Raw genomic sequence first — 16,546 nt, forward strand, 5'->3', positions numbered from 1 at the left:
AAACTAACATCCGGGATTTGCATATTCAATACTTAGCATGGCGTTTACCTATCAGCGGGGTACACGCGACACGCGTGCACCAGCGAAGGATTATTAAAAGTTATAAAAATGCAAATCCCGGATGAAAGTAACATCCAGGATTTGCATGTTCAATATCTGTATAGCGGGCCACAAGACCGGAGCCTGCGGCAGCGAGATCCTTCCGGTAGCTGCGGGGCTTTATCTAATCAACTTTGCGTAGCTTAATAGGAGTTCCTTCGGGCAGATTATAAACTTGATTTGCAATGTTAAAATTGTTTAGAAGATAATTTGGGTATGTGCTTTTAAATAAATTTTCAATTTCATATTCACCACCAACTACAAATGGAATCGTTGGGCACAGTCTCTCATTATAATTAAGGTCAGACCATTGCTGAATCCATCCCAATAAGATACTTTCACCCGTGTAATAGTCAAAATCACTTTTTAATCGTTCAGTCCAATCGTCAAAGGATTTTCCTATATACTCCTTTTCACCTGTTTCAATATTAAAAAAAACAATTCCCTTAGATGAAAACCCAAATTGATTTCCAAAGACATCTTGAGCAAAGAAAAATTCATCAACCAAAATGGTTCGATAAATAAGTTGGATTTGTTTATTTAAAGAGAAAATATCATTAAAGCTTTCTGCTGTACCTACTGAATATATTTGTAAAGAGCGATTAAAAAAGAATCCTCCGTTAGCTACATTTTTTATAAAAGTAATATATCCATCATCTTGAACAGTTTCGTTTAATCCTAATATATCATCCTCACTAGGTGTTGTAGTGAGAAATTCATTATCTATATTATCAGTTAGAAATGTATATTTATTCATTTTTAGTTTGAAGGAATTATTTTAACTCTTGTTCCATTTGGTAATTTTTTTAATTGATTTCCAATTGACGCGCCAGCTCCTCTGTTATCTGATGGAGGAATGTGCTTAACGCTTGATCCTCCATTCCCATTATCAATTACGGCTGGTGGAACTTCATCTCTGTCTTTGTTCTGTTGAGTTGGAGTATCTTTTAACTTTTGCTTTCTTCGATCTTTTGCACCTTGTCTATCAACTGTACCTTCATTATTAACGCCATTATTAATCGCATCTTCTAAATGCTGAGCTGATTCTGGATATTTCTTTTTGGACACTTTAATTTCAACTGGTGAACCTCTCGCTGCCGCAAGCGTCCCCGGCTTGTGGCCCGTTTGCTAAGTATACACCATGCAGCTTCGTATATTGGTACCTTATGGCTATATATTCATTGTTAAAAATTAAAATCCCGGATGAAAACTAACATCCGGGATTTGCATATTCAATACTTAGCATGGCGTTTACCTATCAGCGGGGTACACGCGACACGCGTGCACCAGCGAAGGATTTGCATATCCAATACTTAGCATGCGGACCACAGGCCAGGAGGAACCTTGCAATAACTAGAGCGGTTTTATTCCTCAGAATATGTATATTCTTCATTATTTAAGACCTCTTTTTCTACCTTTTTCTGCACTGTTTTTACGATCTCCTCTGAGACATTGTAATTCTTAAACAAGATTATTAAAGCATCAAATATACATTCTAAGTATTCACTCAAATAATTCGTTGCATCATTAATCCTTTTGTAAGGCAGCCATAGTCCATAGTTTATAAATTTATTCCTCTTATCATATTCGGGGCCCCTGACTTCCACTTCTGTGATTCCAGAATTTGTAGCTATCACTAACCCGATATAGATATTGGGGTCTTTATCTTCTAATCCAAATGGCTTCATGATATCATCTATAATACTCTGCCTAATAAATTTATGTACTTTATGAGAAATCTCAAATTCAATTCCGGGTTCGTTGAACCAACTACCTATTGTTAATATCATATTAATTAGTTGTTCCTGGGTGATTTTGGTTACCTGGAGGGTATTTACCTTTTTTATTTATATAAGTTTGGACATTCTGTGGGCCAAGCTCTGTTGTTAGCTTAGACTGTCACTCCCTACCTACAAACTCGCAAAAAAGGAGATAATCAAACTTTAAGCAAATGTGGGTCTTCCCAAACATCTTCGTAGCTAGGCGCAATTAAAAACCTCCAGCCCGGAGCCAATCCTAAATATTTCAAAACTACAGGGCACCATTCCTTAAGGTGTTCAACATGTAATGGAACAAAGAAATCCGGGTCTGTTGAAAATTCCTCACCGGCCCAAATATACCATCCTGTYGTATCGCCTTCYAAAGGATGCCTAAGCCCATTTATTGGCCAAATTCCTTTTTTTACATTTACGGAAATTCCTACTTTAAGAAATGAAGGGGATTCATAGAAAGGTGAGCCATACTGCTCACATACTATTTTTTGCTCTTTATTGTAATCCACGTTGTTTTTTTTGTGCTTTAGAATATTTGGCCATCTCTGCGCCTTGTTTAGCCGAGCATGTTGGACACTGTGAGTTTACCGATTTTACATCTCTCATCTTCTTTTTATCTATGGTTCCAGTTTCATAATATTCCTTTACAAGTTCCGTTTTATGATTTGCAATTCTTTTTCCTCCAGTTGCGCTACAAGTTACGCAGGGCTTATTCTGTACTGAGGCCCTTTGTTCAGCTGTTGTTGCGTTATTGGGTCTTTTGTATGGTTCAGTCACTTTGGCGACTTGTCCAACCTCTCCCGGCTTCCCTTCACCACCCTCAAAACTCAAATTCAATATTGCATTAGCAACATGGACACCTAACTCAACTTTATCTGAACCTGAAGAGTTGCCTGAACTCATATCGGCAATCTTGTCGTCAATATCATTCAGACCAACAGCATCCATAATTTGGAACGCGATACCCTTTACCGCGGCCATATTGGGATGAGTCATTTTGTAGCCGCTTGTTGGAGGTCGCAATATTCCTTTTTGAGCGGACTGACTATCATCGGGATCCTCGCCTGCAGGAAAGTTACCACAGCACGGCACTCGACCATCAGGATCAGTTAACTTTACCGGATTATCAAACACATAGCCATATGGCGAAGTACTTTCCTGCCCAGCCTCAACTAAAGGATCCACACTCGTCCACCTCCCCACCACCGGATCATAAAACCTTGCGCCATAATCATACAGCCCCGTCTCTTCCTGCAGCTCCTTATGATTATAAAGGTACAAGTTTTTAGGACTTGGTACGGCGTTTTGCAAACTTTGTATAGTATACCCAAAAGCATAGTACTCCGTATGCTGCAAGTTTAAGGGCGTACGCTGGGCTGGGTCGTTGGGGTCCCAGGTCAGGGTTAAACGGGTGTCGCCCAGGTGATCTTTTAGGTCGTATTCGTATTTATATAACGTTCCGTTTTTCCTTGCCCGGCCTTCCTCGGTCTGGATAAAGGTGATGGCGCTTGTTCCGTTGTCGTATTCTATGCCGTTAACGTACTCGGTGGTGATGCTATTGCCCGTGGCAATATCTACAGCGATCTTCCGTAGCTTCCTGCCCGAGGCATCATAAATATAGGCCAGGGACACACCCGCTTTGGTTACCGTTTGCGGCAGGTTCAGCAAGTTGTAGCTGATCCCGGTGATACCCTTGTTCAGGTCTTTCAACTGGTTGCCGTTGCCATCATAGGTATATTCATTGGCCACCTTTACCGCATCGACGAAACCCCAGGTGCCGGGATAGGCAGCCGCATCGTCTACCCGCGTTTGCCGGTGGCCACTGTAGGTATAGGTCAGCGTGTCTACCTGGGTACGGCCGCCCACATTATCATACCTGCCCAGGGCGGTGATATTGCCCATATTGTCATAGGTGGCATACTCGCTGTGCAGACCGTCTTTGGATGCTGCGCCTGTGGATGAAACGGCATCGTTAAGCCGGTTCAGCTTATCATAGCGGTAATCATAGGTGAGGCTGCTGTAGGTGGTTCCAGATACCGGCGCTGTTTTGGTAGTTACGGTGGCTATATTGCCGTTGTACTGAGCCCGTGAAGAAATGGTATTGTCATACTTCAGCTCCATGCCAAACTGGTCGTTGGTGCTGCTGCTGGTCAGCCCGCCGTCTGCCGCAAGCGTTGGGTTATTGATATTGGTGAGCCAGCCTCTCGGGTTGTAGCGGTAGTTCACGTTCTGCAAAAAACTTGCTCCGCTGTTGATGGAATGCAGCGCCTTTTTAAACAGCTGCCCGGTCTCGTTATAGAAGCCTTGAGCCACAATGATCTTGGCCTGCGCTGCATTGGCGCCGTCCTTTAGCTGGCTATAGCTTACGCGCTTGCGGCCCATGTGGTCATAGGTGTAGCTGTCGGTAGAAGTCAGGTAGAGCACTTTGTCCGTTTTGCCCGCATTGGCTGCATAATGCGTCCGTACAATCGAAGTGGGCTGTTTTGTGAAGTTGTATATCGTGACTATATCGTCATAATTCCACTGGCTCAGCAGGTTTGCCCCGCCCAGGTAGTGTTGGCTGAAGGTGCGGATCACTTCACCTTCTTTATCATAGTAGTTTACCGTCCACAGGTAGTCGCCCGCGGTGTTCAGAACCAGAATTTTGGTGGCGGTTAATAGCCCCGCGGTTTGCTGACTGTAGGCCGCATTGGTGTGCTGGTCATACTGGGTAGGCAATCCGGGAATGCTGGTGTACGCATCGTAATAATTAACGCTTAAAACAGTGGTAAGAGTTGCAGGCCAGGCATTGGCCGAATAGCCGGTACCGGTGGCTACGGGCGTTTCCCAGTAAGCGGTTACCGCGTTCGCAAGGACCTGCACGGCTGCCAGATTATTTACGCCCGCCGTACTGCCCGTGTGCTGGTACACCCCAGTGAGTGCAACCCTTCCCATGGCATCATACTTGGTGACGGTCCATTCCTGCGGGGCTTTCATTCGTTGTACAGAATCCTGGGTGGCAATCGCCTGGTCGAGGCTGTTATAGATAACAAATTCCCAGCCCTTGCTCGGCACCTTCTTCTGGCTAAGTCGATTACGCGCATCATAGCGGTACTGGTAGCACTTGAGATCGATGTTGGCCTGCGAGATGGCGGCATTGTTGTCCGGGCTTACTCCTGGAGGCAGAACAAAGGCCAGGTTGCCCAGGTCATCGTACACGTAATAGGTCGACATCATTTCGGCTACCGTGATTATCATCACCCCGACCGTTTGCTTGAGGTTGTAGGTGCGCTTGAGCACTACATGGCCCTCCTTGTCCTTGTATTCCTCGGTGGTGCCAAAACAGCCGTCGCCCGGTTTCCAGTTTTCATCCCTAATGATAGTGACAGACAACTGGTTTGAGGGATAGGTAGCCGTGTTGCCCGTCCGGAGCAGGGAGCGGCTGCCGTTGGCGTTGATCGGGGCGGTATACAGAGCAACTTTGCGGCTGCCGGCGTTGGTGGAAGTGATGTTGCTTGTGCTGAAGGCGGTCTGGTCATTGGTGGAAAACACGCTGCGCAGTGTGTTTTTGCTGCTATTGGCATCCGGCGTACCCAAATTCTGCCAGGACGCTCCCGGCGCTCCCTGCTCGATCACTCGGTTCAGGGGCGAAGCCTCGAAGCCGGTCTGAGCGAAGGGATAGGGCGTTTTCACCACACCGCTATTCTGCTGCCCTTCTGCTGCGCCTCCTGTTGGATTATAATAATATCTTACCCCTTTGCCGGTGGTCAACGCGTCGTCCCGGTAAGTGCCGTAACTGGTGTTCGTGGTACTATAGGGTAAATACTTTATGACTTCCCGTCCGTATGCATCGTAGGCAAATGGCTGAATAATGTCGTAGCCCGAGGGCGATGCTTTTTGCTGTACCGTTTGCAGGGGGCGTCCAAGGCCGTCCAAGTACTGGATGGTGGTCATTACGGAGTCTTTGTTTCCCGTTAGGGCGTCAAGTTTTGTATTAGTGGTTATGACCTTTCGGGGCGCTCTCGTGCGCACGTAGTTCTGCGTGGCTGTTTGGGCAAAGGCGCTCAGGGCAAACAGCCATGCGGCTATGGCCGGCAGCATCCTGGTATATATTTTAAGGGGAGGTTGTTTCATGGTTCAGATTAATTGCCGGTGGTAGGTATATAGTTGTACTGGTAGTCTTTCAGTATATTCCGGCTTTGATCAAGCACCTGCCTAAGCCGGCCTACATTATCATAAATGAAATAGCTGATCTGGTTTTTAATGTCGCACTTGCTGCTCATGCCGGCCAGGGCTACATAGGTATAGGTGCTCATCTGCGCGTTAACGGGATAAAGCCTTACCTCGTCAACCAAACCGCTGCCGCCGATGGTGACCGACGTAGTACCGGTTACCCGGTATTCGTGGTACAACCAACCGGATATGGTATTGCCCGTAGCTGTGTTGCTTACCGTGCCGCCGCTTACCGTAACGGCAGCACCAGATTTTGACCAGAACGAAACCACGTAGGTAACCCCGGTGTTTAACCCCGGTTTTAACAGCGTATTACTGCTGCTTACCGTATAGCATTTTACGCCCATCGGCGCGGTTGCATCTGTAGTAGCCGCCGTATTGCCGTAAACCCAGTTGCCATAGCCGCCGCTGCCATAGCTTTCAAAATTGGTGTAAGCGATGCTGCCCGCATCAGCATTAAGCACTTCGGCTATAGGATAGGTATTGTACCCGGTATTATTTGCTTCCAGGTAGCCCCATATATAGCTTTGCAATGGGCCTGCAACCTGTTTTTCCTGAATGATATTGCCAAATCCATCATAACTATCAAAAGACACCAGTGGCTGGTAATGGCTGTTTTTGCTGATATTATTACTGCCTGCAAAGCTGTTTACAAAACTATTGAGCGGCGAAATGCTCTGCACCTGATAGACGGAATCCCGCAGCGGTTGGGTAGGTTTATATGTAGTAAGCACAGCCTTAATAATGCGTGCATTGCTGCCGTTGGCATTTGATTTTTGGGTGATCTCCTCGATGGGATAACTATAAATGCCGGCCATTTGCAGATTTTTGATCCCTCTTAACGAGCCGGTCGGGCTCCCCGTAATGGTATAGTTGTTAGGGTACAAAACTGTTTGGGTTATTTTTTCATTTTTACTGTTTATTGTTTGTACCTGGTTAAGCTGGAAGCTTGCTGTATCATACTGGTAATTGTTTACCGTTGTGTCGCATTTCAGGGTATCCGCCGAGCCATAGTTTTTCACTGTCTCACCCGCCAGGTAGTAAAAATTAGTATAATCGGTATACGGCCGGGCTACCAGTGCACCATCAATAAGTTGGTTGGAGTAATAAGGAAAATCCGGTTCATAGGATGATGGTTTGGGATTAAAGGCTGTCTTGATCTCGTTGGTAAAAACCTGCGAGCTGATACCATATTGACAGGTTTTATCCTGTATTTTGATATAGCTGCTGTCGGGCGCTTGTTTATAGGTTACCTGCCGCAATAAAAGCCCCCGCTCCCAGTCATGGCTCATAGGCGGCGCTACAGGGAAATCGGATCCAAAATCCATATCCCCGTTTGTTTGCGAATTGGTATAATAATACTCGGTTTTACCACCGCTCCCGTTTACCCCGTTAAATTCAGTTACGTGCGAATAGCCCACAACCGAGCCCTGCGTGGTTGCTAAAGGATAATTGGATACCGATGTCCTTGTAAAAAAAGTATCGGAATAAATGCCTTCCTGGGCGTTTCCTCCATTTACCGCTAAGTTATATTCATAATCCGGTAAAAAATCGATATAACCGCTGGATACGTTTTGCATGGGCAACATATACTGGTAGGTTTTGAGGTTGACCGGGGCGGTACCTGTTCCCGTATAATCAGCAATTTGTTTAACCCTAATACCCCCGGCTATATAATTTTTATACAAAGCCGGGTTGTTGGTATGCCAGTTGATATCTATGATGTATTTTACCGTTCCTGTCGGGTAAGCATGGTGCTTCCCGTCGGTTAATATAAGCCTGTAATTACCAGGTGACAGGTAAACCGTGATATCGCCATTTCTCACAGGTACCCCACTGCCGGGTATTGTATTATTCTGCGAGTCCATAAGCAACAAATTGGCAGTTATATCATCCGTGTTGACATCCCCTGAGTATAAGCCCGATGCATAGATACCTACGGGTACCAGGTTGCCGCCGGGTGATACAACGGTGATAATATCCTCGGGGTTATCATTGATATTATCCCAGTTATAATAGCCGCCGTTGGGATCATTGGATTTAGCCAGCTCATTATGAACGACAGGGTAACTGGCGGACGTTCCGTTCAGGTCCCGGTTAATTTGGTGATTCGCTTCATAAGTAAAAATAGTATATCCACCTGTAGGGTAATTTATCCGGGTTAGCATCCCCTTTAACATAGCCTCCTCATTACTGCTCCTGTCGGCCCCGGGCAAAATTACCGGCGCAGCGGCGCCATATGGCGTCATCGTGGCTGCTGGTATCAGCAATCCCTGGCCGTTAAAAAAATTGGCGGTGTTGCCATTATAGTATCCCCACCAATCCTGCTGGTAAAATATAGTAGATGATGACAGGTCAATGTCGGCGTTATATTGAAAACTATACTTTTCCTTTGGTGAGCCACCCAGCGTACCCAGTTGTCCTACCAGTGAATCAAGCCTCAAACGGGTACCTGCTACATTTGTATGATATAAATTGTAGGTTTTGGAAAAGCCATCGCTGTTGATGGAAATGGCATCGATCATTTTGCTGTTAGGAATATCCAGACGGCCGGTAGCAGCGGCAATGCTTAATGATCCGTTTTCGAACGTAATACCACTTAGCTTTACGCCATACATACTGCTGCTTGGTGTACAAGTGGTAAAAGGCATGGAAATTATTGGAGCGTTATAGTTAGAAACGCTATATAACATATACATACTTTGGCTTGGGGCCTGCCTTATTAAATAATTTTCGGCTGCGTAGGTGAAATTTACCTGGTGGCCTGTTGGGTCGATGATCCTTTTGATGAACCAGGAGGTAGCGTAATATTTTTTGTTGGATGTTGGGTTACAGGAATTGCCCGAATAGGTTTTTTCCACCGCCTCGTTGCCATCGCCGTCTGAGCCGAAAATGTATTTTATACCATCGGGCGTTACCGCTGTAAACGACCGGATATAGGGCCCGTTGGAATCAATGGTAAAAGTGAACTTTATTTTTTGCTGCGGTATCACCGTAACGTTGCCATAGGTGTCCATCACAAACCTACCCGAGTAACCTCCAAAATTGAAGTTATACATGTCCGCTTCCCCATCCATGCTGCCATCGGCTATCCTGTTCAGGTAGGTATTTAATTTAGCATCCGAAGTGTTGTTGGACAGGTTTGCCATAATATAAGTGATGGAATGAGCGGGATCTAAAAAACCCAGCGACTCCTCGTCGGCCAGCCCCCTGACGGTGCGGGTGATCACGCCGGCTGCGTTCAGGCTCCAGCCCAAACCTGCCGACGATGCAGATTCCTCCACCTTATTCCCCCCAGCATGGTAGCTTAAAGATATAGGCAGGCTGATTCCCCCGGATTTTATCGTATATAATGGAATGGAAACATTAGGCACCCCGGTATAAGGGCTTACCGGAATGCTCCCGTATTTGCCCAGTGCAGCCGCATCAGGAGAGGCCGGAATGGCCTTGGTGAGCGCTATACTTTCAGGTGGAAGAGATGATGATGTTTTCTGGGCATAAACCTGGCTTACGATAAGAAAAAAAAACAGCGTAAAAATTTTTTTCATAATTCTTGATCTTGAATGTGCTAAAGAGAATTTATTGGAGTAGTATGGCAGATTAATTGCCCCCGCGGCTGAGCGTGCAATGCACCATAGCCCCGTTTAAACTAATGTCCATGCCAATGGAATCGGGATAAACAATCCCGCTGTGCGGGATATCCACCCCATTCACAGTCACCTTAAAATGCAGCCCGGCGGTGTCCAGTTTCCCTTCTTCAATAGGGAACTCTCCCAGCGTGCTTTTGGCTATACCGGTAACGGAATCGCCAAGTAGGACAAAATTATAGGTCAATGGATAGGCCGTGTTGTCGGCAGTTAATAGGTTGCCGGTCCATTTGCCCGAAAGGTCGGGGAGAGCGGCGGAAAGTAAGGCTGTAAGGCAGGAAATGGATACAGCAGTGATAAATATTATTCGTTTCATAAATTGCGATAAGGTTATATTTAAGCACCGACAAAATACAATTTTAATAATACTTATGAAAAAATATTTTAATATTCATTAATTAATTTTAATTTTTAATAATAATATATTAATATAAATCGATAATTAATTCAGTTATGCTATTAATTAATTTTTAAGAGTTTAAAAGTAATAATTAAAATCACCCTATCCCCCCTTACCTGTCGACAACTCCAGGTAGATCTGCATGGTGAGTTTCTTTTCATTTTCGGCGCCCGAGCCTGGGGTTATCAGTTTAAAATCAACAGAGCGGACGATCCCTATTTGGTCTAAAGAATGTAACTGATTTAAAAACTTATTCAAATCAAAAAAATCGCCCTCAAAGTTTAATTTTTGGATGATAAACTTATCGGTATGGTAAAAAGCATCCTGGGTGGGTACTTCTATCAGTTTAACGTTTTGCTTTTCGGCTACAAGTGTTATGGTGCTTATAATATTGCTGCGTAGTAAGCTGGTATCGGCTTTATAAAGATTAAGGATGTTATTCAGGTTTGTGCTTTTTCGCTCCAGGTACCCGGGCTGGTAATCAAGGTTATTGGCTTTCGCAGCCTGCCCGGTTAATTGTGTGTGCAATAGCCAGGCTTCAACCGTTTTCCTGAACGAAAGCTGGTAGCTGATCATTAAAAACAGCACAATACCGGCTATCAATATATAATTCTTTTTTATCGGCAGGTTTTTAAGCATATCAATAATCTACTATAATGTTAAATTTCCCGGTACTCAACTCATTATTATAGTTATAGTTTTCTAACTGAACATTTTTAACCCATTTTTTTGTTTTTATCCGGGCTATCCATTCATTTACCTCAATTATTCGCGCCGAGCTTCCAGCCATCCTGATCCTGTGATCTATAAACTTTAATTCCTGACGGTTGCGGTTGCCCAGGTCGTCTACCGGGTTAATGGCTATCTCCTTCATAGTGATCTCGCCGGGAAGCAAGGCCGCAAGTTGGTCTACCAGCGTGGCCTTGTTAATACCGCCATCCCATCCCAAATCATTAAGCAATGTTTCCTTTTCCTTAATTTTATCTGTTAAAGCCTGCATATCGCTGCTGCTGTTCGCCGAAAGACTTACCTTTTCATTAAGCTGTATGTTTTCGGAATTTAGCCAGGAAAAAACTACAAAGTTAACGAGTAATAGAACAAAGAAAACACCAAGCACCAGGGCACCCTTTACTTTGAACTTTTTGGTATCGATTGTTTGCTGAAACCGCGCCTCCAGCGCCTCCACATTTGCCCTGATCAGCTCGAGTTTGGCAGCCAAAACCAATTGAAAAGCAGTGGCGTAAGGCAGTACCAGTTTTTGATCGATAACTTCCGAATCAAGCTTTAAGGTAAACGGAGCGGTGAATGACGGATCGAGGGATAAACCTGTCCAGTTCATGGCTTCATCGCGACTAATCTTATTGCCGTTAAATACCACCTCGTTTTCATAAATATTGAGCTGATTTAAAATATACGCTACAGGGAAAGGCCCAAGGCTTAGCATTAGTACTGTAAACCCCTGATGCTGCAATATATTGATCCAATGATCTGCAACTGTTCGCCTGATCATTGCCACAAACACCTGGTCGCCGGAAATAAACTGCTGCAGGTAAAAATCATTGCTATTCAAATCTGGCAAGATCCTGGAGATATCGTGCTGGTTATCTTCAGGTATCGCGGTAAGCTGTTTAAATAGGATTCCCTTCCCCGATAAATTTAACGCGAGTGGAATTTTGATATCAAGGTGCCGTGGAAGCACATCTATAGCATCCAGCTCAACCTTTTTTTCGATGGTGAGCTGCTTATGATCTGTAATCACCTGGCAACAGCTAATCTCACAGGAACCGTCCTTCTGGATATTTACTGCGACGCCGGCCGCCTGACTGATGCTATAATATTGCGCTAACAGATCCATTTGCTTACCGTATAATAGTGGACTTGATAAACAACACAGTAACCACTTTGGAGTTGGTTTTGGAGCGGCTGCTGAAGATCCATTTTAAAATAGGTATTCTTGACAGCAAGGGGATCCCCGAACCGCTGTCGTCGCTTTCTGTCCGCTCCAGGCCGCCTAATACTATTGTATCCTCGTTATGCACCCGCAAACTGGTCTCAAATTTACTGATCGCCTGTGGCGGAGGTGAACCATCAGTTGGGATGGATGTAAAATCGGATATATTTACCCTGATTCCCAAGGTAACCTGGTCATCACCGGAGACCACAGGTTTGATGGCGATTGACAGATCGGCATTAACCTCCTGGTAAACATTGGTAAATATGGATTGTGCGCTTTGAATAGAGGGGATCACGTTTTGCGTGGTATTTTTATAATAGCGCTTGCTACCAATACTTAATGTGGCCGAATGACCGTTCAGCGCGGTTAGTTTTGGAACGGAGCGTACATCTATATTGTTATTGGCTTCCAAAGCCTGTAACCTGACATAAAAATTGGGTACCACATGACCGAGGTTGAGCGAGGTCATTTTACCTACACTATTCAGGAAATCGTTCACTCCCCGGGCGCCAAAGGTATAATCCAGGCCGGGCAATACCGTTCCTCCTGTTTTTACGCTATCGGAAACTCCGGCGGAGATCCCTGTAGAAACAGTCCTGCTTTTGTGCACATCTATCATAGTCACCTCTATCATTACTACAGGTACCAATACATCCAGTTGTTTGATAAATCCTTCCACTTCATCAATTTGCGCACCTGAACCCGAAAGCAACAGGGTATTTTGCTCACGAAACTCTTTGATCTCGATACCTCTTTTCCAGTCGCTGGGGATCATGGTTAAAATGGTATCAATGGCACGGTTTTGCAGGTGAATTGCTCTAAAAGTACGTAAGCCTTCCAATTTACGATCACCTATAACATAGATGCCGTTATCGGCATGAAAGGTATACTCGGTACTTTTAAATAACAGGCTTAAAAGAGCATCATAGCTCACATCATTTACGTGAAGTGTGATGGTGCCTTTAATATCCGAATAAATAGAATAATTTTTACCCGTTTCCTGCGATGCCTGTTTAACCAGGTCAATGATGGGCGAATTGACCGCATCTGCAGAGATCAGTTTCTGCCCGTTAACTACCCTGACAAATAAACCGGTAGCCGCACCAGTTCCCTGCTGACCGGCATTGCGAAACGTTTTGCGTACCGCAGTATTTTTATCCCCATTTACATATACTTCCTCATTTTCATCCAAAGGTTGAAAAAGGTAAAAGTCGTCAGCAGTGTGCACCATTTTTATCTCGTTGGCGTAAGCAAGTTTACCCAGGGCGGCGTCAAACGGAGCGTCCGCAATGTAAGCGGTAACCATTTTGTTTTGCAATGAACCTGGTACTACAATGTTTTTACCCGATACCTGGGTTATTTTCCTGGCTACTGCCGGCAGACTATCATTAGCTAATGACAACGACAGCGTGTTATTAGCTGCATTATACTTCACCCCTATCTCCTTGGGAGGAGGCTTTAAAAACTGGTTGGGGTCTTTATATGGTGTAATATTTATAATGGACCCAATCACGGTAATATCCAGGTTGTACTTTTGGGCCAGCAGCACCAATATATTGGAGGCTGTAACGCCCGTAAAAGTATCCGAGATACTAAAATTCATACCAGGGTCCGAGCTGATGCTCAGGTTATTTGACCGGGCTATGGCGTTAAGGTATTCGTGTATGGGAACGCCGGTAACCAGCAGCTGAACTTTTTGATTAAGGCCCGGAACATTGCCGGCCAGGTCATCCAGTCGTTGTTTGATGATCGCTATCCTATCCTGCTGTTGGGCATATAGTTTTAATGATCCGGTTAAAATAAAAAAGCAACAAAGCAGACATGTAAATTTTTTCACCATGCAGTAAATCAATAGTTAAATAAAAGGGGATATATCTCATCAATGGAAGTTAATCCATCGCTAAACAGGCTAAAGGCGTTCTCTGCCAGGGTACGGATACCTCTTTCTTCTAAAAGGCCCTGAACATTCATGTTACCGTTTTTTATTTCCCTTGCCAGGTCAAGGTCTACCGGAATAACTTCATAAACCGCTTTTCTGCCCTTATAGCCGGTATAGTAACACTTTTCGCAGCCCTTGGGGGTATAGTGCAGGAGCACCTCATGATAAGGCTTAAACTGGCGGGGATACAGGGAAGCATCAAAATCCTTCCGGAGTTTGCAATGCGGACATAATAAACGGATGAGGCGCTGTGCAACAGTTGTGTTTAAGGTATTGGCCACCATGTAGGATGGAATCCCCATGTCAATAAGCCTGGAAACGGTTCCCCAGGCAGAATTGGTATGTATGGTTGATAATACCAGGTGACCGGTAAGCGCCGCCCTGATGGCCATATTGGCTGTTTCGGTATCACGGATCTCTCCTACCATGATCACATCCGGATCCTGCCGCAGAAATGTGCGTAATGCCGCGGCAAAAGTGAGCCCAATAGATTCTTTTAGCTGCACCTGGTTAACCCCCTCCAATGTATATTCAACAGGATCCTCAATTGTAAGGATGTTACGGGTTTCCTTATTCAGCAGCTTCAGGGTGGCGTAAAGGGTTGTGGTTTTACCGGAGCCCGTGGGCCCGCTGATTAGCAGGATACCGTTAGGCCTTTTTGCTCCCTGCAGGTAATTATCCAGGTCGAAAGGAGAAAATCCCAGGCTGTTCAGATCTATATCCGTAGCATCATTATTTAATAACCTCAACACAACCTTTTCGCCATACAGAGTGGGCAAAACAGAGGCCCGGATATCAAACTGGTGCCCCTGGTGACTAAAATTGATCCTGCCATCCTGCGGGAGCCGTTTTTCGGCTATATCCAGGTTGCCCATGATCTTTACCTTATTAATGAGCGCGGGGTAGTCATCCTCCTTCAGCAGGTAGCGTTCCACCATATTCCCATCTATACGGATCCTGACGCGGCACTTGTTTTCATATCGCTCAATATGAATATCACTGCTTTTCAGGTTCTTGGCCTCCCCAATCAGGTTCATCAGGAAATTATCCTCATCGTGATGTACGCTCACCTGGGCAGATCCCTTTATCGTGTTGTCCTTTATATAATACTTGGATAGTAACCGGGAAATATCGGCAGCAGCAATGGGCTCAAGCGAAATAGCGATACCCAGTAATACTTCCAGTTCGGCGGCAAGAGCGTCTGTATCTACATCATCATCACAGTATAACCAAACATGACCATGTGCACTGCCTTTTGGAAGCACACGATAATGCCAGGCCATATCCTTGGTGAGGATATGAATATGTTCGGTTAATAAAACAATCTGTAGGTCTGTGTTCATGGTATTAGGTAACGAAGCAGCCAGTAATCATCGGTAATATTTATATGAAAATACCACCAGTCGCCTGCTAAAAATACAATAAATAATAAGGATTGAAACCCGGCAAGCGGAATATATTTATTTTTATTTTTTGTTACAGATTGCCATAATATCCACATTAATAAAACAACAGGCATACTCGCGATATAAAAAAATATATAGTTAAGTACCGACAGGTAAACAGCAATAACAAGTTGGAACAAAACATCTCCCCACCCTATCAAACCATCGGTTATATTGATAAACCTACCCTTTTTAAAATAAAAATAAAGCGTTAAAACAGCCAGCACCAATACAAGAAAACATATATTATTTACAGTCTGCTGAAACACAATGGCAAAATTATGATGTTCGGGTACGTGTAGATACAATAACCCTATAGCCAACAAAGGAAATGCTATCCAATGTACCGCCCTGCACAATATATCCTGAATTAAAATGAAGGATAAAAGCAGCAAAAGAAAAATCTGTATAGTCAGCAGCACCTTAATCCGGGGTAACTTCTTTTAAGATCTTGTCCTGGTTCATTTCCCATACGTTAAAGGTACCGTTCTGGTTAAAATCAACTACAGCGGTAGCCCTGGCAGTAAAACCCGAATTGGAGGCACTGGAAATTTCTATCCGGTAATTAGCCCGGGCGTCTTTACCTTCGGTGGTTAGTTTCTCCTGGATAAAGCCCAGTTCGTTCAGGTCGTTGGTATATTTGGAGTGTTCGTAAAAATAGGTCTTTTCCAGCATCTGCACATGCTCAAGCTGTAGTTTGGCCTCGGTGGTCTTGGCCCTTGTAATTACAGGGAGCAGGTTTGGTAAAACCAGCAACACCAGGATACCGATGATGATGAGCACCACAAGAACCTCCATTAATGAAAAAGCCTGTAATGACCATTTAGGTTTTGGTTTAAGATACTTTTTTAGAAAAAACATGTATTGAAATATGTAATGGCTTAGGATCAAATCTACTATTATAATTTTGAGCCTAAGTTAATAAAATCTTCTTATTTACTAATTTATTGTTTTTAAGAAAACAATAAATTGGACGGTTATTAGCAATACGACAGAAATCATATATAAACATTTTGCTTTTTACTGGAATGTAACACTGGAAGAACTAATAAATGATACCGAAACCATAATGTTGTAA

13 protein-coding genes are annotated in these 16,546 nt (G+C 44.3%); all 13 read right to left on the reverse strand.

Annotated elements, in window-relative coordinates; genetic code table 11:
• Window positions 1-223: 223 nt before the first annotated feature.
• The 13 genes from AC1DQW_RS08420 to AC1DQW_RS08480 all read right to left on the reverse strand — a co-directional run bounded on the left by AC1DQW_RS08420 (window position 224) and on the right by AC1DQW_RS08480 (window position 16,329).
• Window positions 224-856, reverse strand: coding sequence for an SMI1/KNR4 family protein (locus AC1DQW_RS08420; protein ID WP_477453671.1), 633 nt, complete (start codon window positions 854-856; stop codon window positions 224-226).
• Window positions 857-858: 2 nt separating this feature from the next.
• A complete protein-coding gene (locus AC1DQW_RS08425; RefSeq protein ID WP_477453672.1) occupies window positions 859-1,167 on the reverse strand; it encodes a NucA/NucB deoxyribonuclease domain-containing protein in 309 nt (102 codons plus the stop codon).
• Between the two features lie 296 nt (window positions 1,168-1,463).
• Window positions 1,464-1,889: a hypothetical protein gene (locus AC1DQW_RS08430; protein WP_477453673.1), complete on the reverse strand. Its 426-nt coding sequence runs from the start codon at window positions 1,887-1,889 to the stop codon at window positions 1,464-1,466.
• Between the two features lie 146 nt (window positions 1,890-2,035).
• Window positions 2,036-2,380 (reverse strand): immunity protein Imm33 domain-containing protein, encoded by a 345-nt coding sequence (locus tag AC1DQW_RS08435; RefSeq protein ID WP_477453674.1) that lies wholly within the window; start codon window positions 2,378-2,380, stop codon window positions 2,036-2,038.
• Window positions 2,367-5,984 (reverse strand): DUF6443 domain-containing protein, encoded by a 3,618-nt coding sequence (locus AC1DQW_RS08440; protein ID WP_477453675.1) that lies wholly within the window; start codon window positions 5,982-5,984, stop codon window positions 2,367-2,369. Before AC1DQW_RS08440 ends, AC1DQW_RS08435 begins: the two co-directional genes overlap by 14 nt.
• 8 nt (window positions 5,985-5,992) lie before the next feature.
• On the reverse strand, window positions 5,993-9,631 hold the full coding sequence (locus AC1DQW_RS08445; RefSeq protein WP_477453676.1) for a hypothetical protein: 3,639 nt from the start codon (window positions 9,629-9,631) through the stop codon (window positions 5,993-5,995).
• Window positions 9,632-9,683: 52 nt separating this feature from the next.
• On the reverse strand, window positions 9,684-10,046 hold the full coding sequence (locus AC1DQW_RS08450) for a hypothetical protein (protein ID WP_477453677.1): 363 nt from the start codon (window positions 10,044-10,046) through the stop codon (window positions 9,684-9,686).
• 186 nt (window positions 10,047-10,232) lie between these two features.
• The gene (locus AC1DQW_RS08455) at window positions 10,233-10,769 is read right to left on the reverse strand and encodes a hypothetical protein (RefSeq protein ID WP_477453678.1); all 537 of its coding nucleotides are present in this window, start codon (window positions 10,767-10,769) and stop codon (window positions 10,233-10,235) included.
• 1 nt (window position 10,770) lies between these two features.
• Window positions 10,771-11,985: a hypothetical protein gene (locus AC1DQW_RS08460; RefSeq protein WP_477453679.1), complete on the reverse strand. Its 1,215-nt coding sequence runs from the start codon at window positions 11,983-11,985 to the stop codon at window positions 10,771-10,773.
• 4 nt (window positions 11,986-11,989) lie between these two features.
• Window positions 11,990-13,924 (reverse strand): type II secretion system protein GspD, encoded by a 1,935-nt coding sequence (locus tag AC1DQW_RS08465; protein ID WP_477453680.1) that lies wholly within the window; start codon window positions 13,922-13,924, stop codon window positions 11,990-11,992.
• 8 nt (window positions 13,925-13,932) lie between these two features.
• Window positions 13,933-15,366 carry a GspE/PulE family protein gene (locus AC1DQW_RS08470; RefSeq protein ID WP_477453681.1) on the reverse strand — a complete coding sequence of 478 codons (1,434 nt, stop codon included), beginning with the start codon at window positions 15,364-15,366 and terminating at the stop codon, window positions 13,933-13,935.
• Complete coding sequence (locus AC1DQW_RS08475; protein WP_477453682.1) at window positions 15,363-15,737, reverse strand: hypothetical protein; 375 nt, start codon at window positions 15,735-15,737, stop codon at window positions 15,363-15,365. The genes AC1DQW_RS08470 and AC1DQW_RS08475 overlap by 4 nt, the downstream gene beginning before the upstream one ends.
• A 154-nt stretch (window positions 15,738-15,891) precedes the next feature.
• Window positions 15,892-16,329 (reverse strand): type IV pilin protein, encoded by a 438-nt coding sequence (locus tag AC1DQW_RS08480; RefSeq protein WP_477453683.1) that lies wholly within the window; start codon window positions 16,327-16,329, stop codon window positions 15,892-15,894.
• Window positions 16,330-16,546: the final 217 nt, after the last annotated feature.

The sequence above is a fragment of the Mucilaginibacter sp. P5_A4 genome (genome assembly GCF_056400605.1).